7 protein-coding genes are annotated in these 6,384 nt (G+C 62.6%); 3 read left to right on the forward strand and 4 right to left on the reverse strand.

Annotated elements, in window-relative coordinates; translation table 11 throughout:
• Positions 1-278: 278 nt before the first annotated feature.
• Positions 279-1,706 carry a GMC oxidoreductase gene (locus tag ABY454_RS11860; RefSeq protein WP_372930926.1) on the forward strand — a complete coding sequence of 476 codons (1,428 nt, stop codon included), beginning with the start codon at positions 279-281 and terminating at the stop codon, positions 1,704-1,706.
• Positions 1,707-1,821: 115 nt separating this feature from the next.
• Positions 1,822-2,703, forward strand: coding sequence for a DUF4339 domain-containing protein (locus ABY454_RS11865; RefSeq protein WP_372930928.1), 882 nt, complete (start codon positions 1,822-1,824; stop codon positions 2,701-2,703).
• 12 nt (positions 2,704-2,715) lie between these two features.
• On the opposite strand, the gene ABY454_RS11870 is transcribed toward ABY454_RS11865, so the two are convergent.
• A complete protein-coding gene (locus ABY454_RS11870) occupies positions 2,716-3,588 on the reverse strand; it encodes an LOG family protein (RefSeq protein WP_372930929.1) in 873 nt (290 codons plus the stop codon).
• Between the two features lie 84 nt (positions 3,589-3,672).
• Here ABY454_RS11870 and ABY454_RS11875 point away from each other — a divergent pair, with 84 nt between their 5' ends.
• Positions 3,673-3,834 (forward strand): hypothetical protein, encoded by a 162-nt coding sequence (locus tag ABY454_RS11875; RefSeq protein ID WP_372930931.1) that lies wholly within the window; start codon positions 3,673-3,675, stop codon positions 3,832-3,834.
• A 27-nt stretch (positions 3,835-3,861) separates the two neighbouring features.
• Here the strand turns inward: ABY454_RS11875 and ABY454_RS11880 are convergent, their stop codons facing one another.
• The 3 genes from ABY454_RS11880 to ABY454_RS11890 all read right to left on the reverse strand — a co-directional run bounded on the left by ABY454_RS11880 (position 3,862) and on the right by ABY454_RS11890 (position 6,085).
• Entirely contained in the window at positions 3,862-4,128 is a 267-nt protein-coding gene (locus tag ABY454_RS11880) for a hypothetical protein (RefSeq protein ID WP_372930933.1), read from the reverse strand.
• A 2-nt stretch (positions 4,129-4,130) separates the two neighbouring features.
• Positions 4,131-5,363 (reverse strand): 5-aminolevulinate synthase, encoded by a 1,233-nt coding sequence (gene hemA / locus ABY454_RS11885; protein ID WP_372930934.1) that lies wholly within the window; start codon positions 5,361-5,363, stop codon positions 4,131-4,133.
• A gap of 338 nt (positions 5,364-5,701) precedes the next feature.
• Positions 5,702-6,085, reverse strand: coding sequence for a response regulator (locus tag ABY454_RS11890; protein ID WP_372930936.1), 384 nt, complete (start codon positions 6,083-6,085; stop codon positions 5,702-5,704).
• Positions 6,086-6,384: the final 299 nt, after the last annotated feature.

Raw genomic sequence — 6,384 nt, forward strand, 5'->3', positions numbered from 1 at the left:
GCCGGGCCAGCTCAAGAACAATCGCCTGGCCAATGCCTGTGTTGCCACCAGTAACGATCGCGACCTTGTTCTTTAAGGGCATAGATGATGCTCCATGGAGTGGATGACTTTCATACTCCACTAACGCTGAAAAGCGTAACGACTCACCTTGACCGCTACTGGCGAAGGATAAGCCTAGACATTGGCGATAGCATCGGCAACCTTGCAAAGGTCCAAACTTCGGCGGGCCTCTACAACTTGAAAATCGCGCTCTGGGCGTGACTCACCGGGAGCACATCATGGCGCCACAGCATGACGTGATCGTTGTTGGTAGCGGCGCGGGCGGCGGAAGCGTCGCTTACAAGCTGGTCAATGCGGGCAAGCGGGTTCTTTTGATCGAAAAGGGGCCGTTCCTGCCGCGCGACAAGTCCACGCTGGAGGTTCGCGAAGTTTTCGTCGACGGCGTGTTCAAGAATCACCTCGTGTGGCTCGACAGCAAGGGGCAGGATTTCGTCCCCGGCGAGTTCTACAATGTCGGCGGCAAGACGAAGTGGTATGGCGCAGCGCTGTTTCGTTTCCGGCCCGTGGAGTTCGAGGCGGAGCCCGATTTTGGGCTTCTAGGCTGGCCGTTCGGGTATGACGAGCTGAAGCCCTACTACGACGAAGCCACCGAGCTTCTGGAGATCACTTCGTTCCAGAACGAGCCGCAGCTCCAGGCGCTGCTCGACAAGATTACCGCCGCCGATCCGAATTGGAAGCCGCACCCGCTGCCGCTGGGGCTGTCGCATGACATTCTTTCCAATCCGGAAGAGGCGAAGCATTTCGACGGGTTCGCGTCGCCCTCCGGCTACAAGTCGGATTCGGAGCGGAACTTGATCGACCAGATTCGCGACAAGCCGAATTTCGCGATGCTCGTCGGCGATCCCGTCGCCGAACTCATTGCCGCTCCGGGCGATGCGCGGACCATTATCGGCGTCAAATGCGCCGACGGCTCGACCTACGAAGCCGACAAGGTTGTGCTCGCCGCAGGCGCCATGTCGTCCCCGCGCATCCTTGAGGACCATCTTCACGCAAGCGGGTTGGACCTGCCGTGCGGCGACCTGCTTGGCGCCAACTTCAAGATGCACATCAACTCCGCGGTGCTCGGCTTCTCGCCGTTCAAGGACCATGATGTGCTGCGCAAGACGGCCGTGCTCTACAACGACAAGTTCCCGCACTCGTCTATGCAGTGCCTGGGTTGGATCGATCCGGAGCTGCTTGCCGTGCAAGCGCCGCCGTGGACGCCGGGCTTCGTGGACAAGTTCCTCGGCACGCGGGCGATCGGCTTCTGGGCCACGACGGAAGATTCGTCCTCCGCCGAGAATCGGATCATCTCAGGCGGCCCGGGCGGCAAGCCGATCATGGATTACACCATCGACCGCCTGCCGCACGCGGTGAAAGAGCATCACGCGATGATCGATAACTGGATCGAGCGGCTCCTGGGGGCAGGCCTTGTGGGGATGGACAAATACATGGGCATCGCCGGTACGGCGCACGCGCTGGGCAGCATGGTGACGGGCGATGATCCGAAGAGCTCCGTGGTCGACCCTCGCGGCAAGGTTCACGGCATGGAGAATCTCTATGTCGGGGACGGCAGTCCCCTTCCGCGGGCCAGCCGCGTGAATCCCTCCTTGACGATCTATGCCTGGGGCTTGCGCCTCGGCGAACACCTCTCCAGCGGAGCCTAGCCGCCCGCTCGCCATCCGCCCGCGCGTCAACTGGTAGCGAACATCCCTCTCGACGGCCATTCGCCCGGGATGATAATCAGTCGCCGGCCATTCGGGGATCTTGGGGGGGGGTTACATGCAGGAGCGTGTCGTCGATGAGCACCAGGTGGAGCAGGCTGTGTCGCGTTGGTATTTAAGCCGAGACGGGCAGCAGCACGGCCCCCTGACGGATCGCGAGCTTTCTGTTTTTGCCGAGTCCGGCAAGTTCCAGCCCGGCGATCTGCTCTGGGCCGATGGCCTGGACGGCTGGAAACCGGCCGACGCCGTTTTCGGCCTTGGGTCCTCCCAAGCAACTGCTCCCGCGGCGCCCGCCACGCCTGAGACCACCGTCGATGCCGGCCTGAGCGAGGCCGATGAGACATCGCCGGATCCCGTCCAGACCGAAAACGAGCCCATATCGGAAGATGTCGATGGCGAGCATGTCGGCGCCATCGTTAAGGCGCTGAATGGCGAGACGGAGCCTCCCAAGCTGAGCCCCAAGGAGCGGGCGATGGAGGAGCTTCGGAAGTTCTCCGGAACTTGCGCCTATCTCTGGGTCGTCTTCGCCTTGCTGGCGTTGCATGCCTGGGTCGGCGAGGCCCGATACGGGGGCACGTTCAGCTTCTTCGTGCTCACCACCATCAACGCGTTCTGGCTGATGAAGCTCTTGCCGCTGGTGGAGGACTTCGGCCCCTTGCAGGAACTCAAGCGCAAGCCGCTGGTCTACTCAATCGTTGCCAAGACCGTCCTTTTCAGCGCGCTCCTCTTTGCCGCTTATGCAGTGGAAACGATCATTATTGGCTGGATCGGTGGTGGCGGGCTCCAGGACGCCTTCAGCGCCCTGGCAGGCGGCATTGCCGGCACGGCGATGCTCTGGCTCATTTTCTGCGTCGCGCTGCTTCCCTATTTCGCGTTCAAGGAGCTTGAGCGCGCGGTCGGGGCCGACATGATCCGCAAGCTTCTGCTCGGCGCCCGCTGAGGCCGTCTGCCCTCACACGTCTTTCGCCGGCGGCGCCTGCATCAAGCCATGGCGGACAAGGGCCGCCCAGCCTTCTTCGGCGGTGTCGACCATCTCGAATAAGTCAGCATCGGCGGGTGCGATGGTGCCCCAGTCCACGAGAGCCTCGACGTTGACGACGGTTCGCCAATAGTCCCGCGAAAACAGGATCACGGGGATTGGCGCGGTCTTCCGCGTTTGCTTCAGGGTCAGGATCTCGAACAGCTCATCCATGGTGCCGAACCCGCCCGGAAAAATGGCGAGCGCGTTGGCGCGGATGGCAAAGTGCATCTTGCGGACGGCGAAGTAGCGGAACGAGAAGCTGTGCTCAGGCGTCGTATAGGGGTTGGGCGGCTGCTCCTCGGGCAGATCGATGTTGAAGCCGATGCTCGGCGCGCCGGCGTCCATCGCGCCGCGATTGGCGGCTTCCATGATGCCGGGGCCGCCGCCGGTTGTAATTACGTTCTCGCGTGGCGCGTCGGTTGCAAGCGCGCCACCGCGCTCCGACACAATGCGCGCGAATAGCCTCGCCTCCGCGTACCAAGCCGATAGTTCCTTCATCCGCAGGGCGCGGGCCCGCTGTTCAGGTCCTTCGGCGCGGGCCAGGGCAGCGTCGGCGTCTTCCGGCGAGACAATCAGGTGCCCGCCAAACACGACGATCGTCGAGGAGATTTGCCTCTCGGTCAGCGTGGCGTCGGCCTTCGAGAACTCGCGCGCGAGCCGCAAAGGGCGCATCTCGTCGCTCTCGAGCGCCGCGTCCTCCAGCGCAAGGAGCCGGCTGAGTGAGCCCAAATCGGTCAAGTCCTCGTCCACGGTCTCAATGCCCCTTGCTGAAATGCCCTCTGTCAGGTGCGCACGGCGAACCATTTACGCTCTTATTGAGCCGAGGCGGCGGGCGCGGTAAAAGCGCAAAGGTAAGCTCGAACGCTCAGCGGCCGAAGGAAATCTAAGATGCCGATCATTATTATCCTGCTGCTGGCCGCCATGGTCGCCACATTTGGGTTCTGGGCTACGCTCAAGGGAATCCTTGGCGCGATCGGCGTGATCATCCTGCTGTGCCTGCTTGGCGTCCTCACCCTGTCTTTCCTGGCCGCCTGGCTCATGAGGAAGTAGCGGGCTAGGCGCCTCGGTTTGCCCGGGCTAGCGTTCGGCTCCGGTGATGGCGAAGTCCGCCTCCTGAAACTGATATTTCTGGATTACGCTCGCGGTTGCCGACAGGGCCCGCTGGCAGGCCTCGTGGGCCTCTTGCTTTCCCACTTCGTCGAGGGTTTCGCCTTCATCCACGCGTTCGGCCGTGAGGAGGCAAAGCGTGGCGTCTTGGGTGGACGCAACAGCAAGCGAACTGGTCAGCCCCAGAGCAATGACGATTGCCCGGCCAAGGGTGCGGGCAAGGATGCGCGGATGCATGCCTACTCCGCCGCGAGCCTCACATACTCGCCGTTGGCGACGGGGCAGGCGGCCCAAAGCTCATTCAGAGCGTCGATCAGGTAGGCCATCTGGGCGTCCGTGTGGACCGGAGAGGGGGTGAACCGCATCCGCTCGGTGCCGCGCGGCACGGTCGGGTAGTTGATCGGCTGCACGTAGATTCCGTAGTGGGTCAGCAGGGTATCGGTGACCGCCTTGCAGTGGACCGGATCGCCGACCATGACCGGCACGATATGGCTCCGGTTCTCCATGACGGGCAGCCTCGCCTCGGCCATGAGCCCCTTGAGGGTGCCCACCCGCTCGCGATGGCGTGCGCGCTCAAGCTCGCTGACCTTGAGGTGGCGGATGCTCGCCAGGGCGCCCGCGGCAATCGCCGGCGCCAAGGAGGTCGTGAAAATGAAGCCTGGCGCGTAGGAGCGGATGGCGTCGCAGCAGGATTTGCTGGCGGCGATATAGCCGCCCATGACGCCGAATCCCTTGGCCAGCGTGCCGTTGATGATGTCCACGCGGTCCATGACGCCCTCAAGCTCGGCGATGCCGCCGCCGCAGGGTCCATAGAGGCCGACCGCATGCACTTCGTCGAGATAGGTGAGGGCGTTGTACTTCTGGGCTAGCTCACAGATCTCGCCGATAGGGGCGATGTGCCCGTCCATCGAATAGACGCTCTCAAAGGCGATGATCTTGGGCGCCTCCAGAGGAACCTTCTTCAGGAGGTCCTCGAGGTGCCCTAAGTCATTGTTTCGAAAGATGTATTTCTGGCCACCGCCATGGCGGATGCCCTCGATCATCGAGGCATGATTCTTCTCGTCGGAGAAGATCACCAGCCCCGGAATGAGACGGGTCAGCGTCGAAAGGGTCGCGTCGTTGGCGATATAGGCGGATGTGAAGAGGAGTGCAGCCTCCTTGGCATGCAGGTCGGCCAGCTCGGCTTCCAGTTCCACGTGATAGTGGGTCGTGCCGGAGATATTGCGGGTGCCGCCGGAGCCAGCGCCCACGGTGTCGATCGCCTCGTGCATGGCCTCGCGCACCTTGGGGTGTTGGCTCATGCCGAGATAATCGTTGGAGCACCAGACGGTTACGTCACGGCTTCCTTCGTCGGTGATGTGATCGGCGTTGGGATAGGCCCCGCAGCGGCGTCTGATGTCGGCAAAAACGCGGTAGCGCCCTTCGGCATGGAGCGATTCAAGTCGCTGGCGGAAGCTTGCCTCGTAATCCATCTGTATCTGTTCCCCTAGACCATTGGCGTCCGCCAATGGCACCCAGCTATTGGCTGAACAGACAGCATTTTTGTTCGACCCGGATTGCGCAAGTTCTTGTACCGCTTGCTAAAGTTCACCGAGGCCGGATCTTGTACTTTCAGCTTAAGTAGCCCAATCGCGCGCCGGCCACAAGGATCGCCGGGCCGACTTCGCCTAGTTCTATTGTCGCATAGCGCTGCTGGTCGGTCCCCGGCTTTGACCTGGGTCAATCGCCGGGGCGTCGACTGGCAGCGAAAGCGTGCGATCGGTGTCGAATCGGCCCTGCGTAAGCCCTGTCATGGGTGCGTCAGGGCGCGTCATGGGCGCGGAAGGACCTCCCGAATGGCCCGGAGCAGTTCGCGCCTGGAGAACGGCTTCTGGAGGACGGTGCGGCTCCGATAGGGCTCGGCAAGGCCCGACACCCCGTAGCCGGTTGCAAAAATATACGGCAAACCCTTGTTTTCCAGCGCTTCGGCGACGGGATAGACCAGTTCGCCCGCGATATTGAGGTCGAGCACCGCGGCATCCACCGTCTGCTCCTGGAGGAGCTGGAGGGCTTGGCGCACGCGGCTTGCCGGGCCGACGACGGCGGCCCCGAGTTCCGTCAGCATATCCTCGAGCTGAAGCGCGATCGGGGCTTCATCCTCCACGACGAGAATCTGCAGGTCCGTGAGGTCCGGCGTTTGCTCGTTATTGTTCACTGTGTGTTCGCTCCAGTTTTGCGACTCTCGCGGGTTACCCCGCCGCCCGAATCCGCTTCTGCTAAGTGGCCCCGGGGGCTGCGTTTTCTAGACCAGGACGGGCGCCTGGGCGAGCCCTATAATTGAGCCATATTGGACCGAATCCGCCTAAAAAGCCGGGGGCGGCCGGGAGAATCGCAAATTGCCCGATTTCTGCGTTTCAGGTGAGCATAGAATGGGCAATCCATCGGGTTCTCCACTCGGTCCGCCGCTCCCGAGCCTTCCTCTGGAGGCCGCCGAAAAGGCCCTGAGATGGGTCC

Origin of the sequence: Methyloceanibacter sp., assembly GCF_041573655.1 — a bacterium.
GTDB lineage: Bacteria > Pseudomonadota > Alphaproteobacteria > Rhizobiales > Methyloligellaceae > Methyloceanibacter.

Excerpts from the sequence above, each read along its gene's own strand:
- ABY454_RS11860 (WP_372930926.1), top strand. The coding sequence starts at position 279 with ATGGCGCCACAGCATGACGTGATCGTTGTTGGTAGCGGCGCGGGCGGC.
- ABY454_RS11865 (WP_372930928.1), top strand. The coding sequence starts at position 1,822 with ATGCAGGAGCGTGTCGTCGATGAGCACCAGGTGGAGCAGGCTGTGTCG.
- ABY454_RS11870 (WP_372930929.1), bottom strand. The coding sequence starts at position 3,588 with ATGGTTCGCCGTGCGCACCTGACAGAGGGCATTTCAGCAAGGGGCATT.
- ABY454_RS11875 (WP_372930931.1), top strand. The coding sequence starts at position 3,673 with ATGCCGATCATTATTATCCTGCTGCTGGCCGCCATGGTCGCCACATTT.
- ABY454_RS11880 (WP_372930933.1), bottom strand. The coding sequence starts at position 4,128 with ATGCATCCGCGCATCCTTGCCCGCACCCTTGGCCGGGCAATCGTCATT.
- hemA (WP_372930934.1), bottom strand. The coding sequence starts at position 5,363 with ATGGATTACGAGGCAAGCTTCCGCCAGCGACTTGAATCGCTCCATGCC.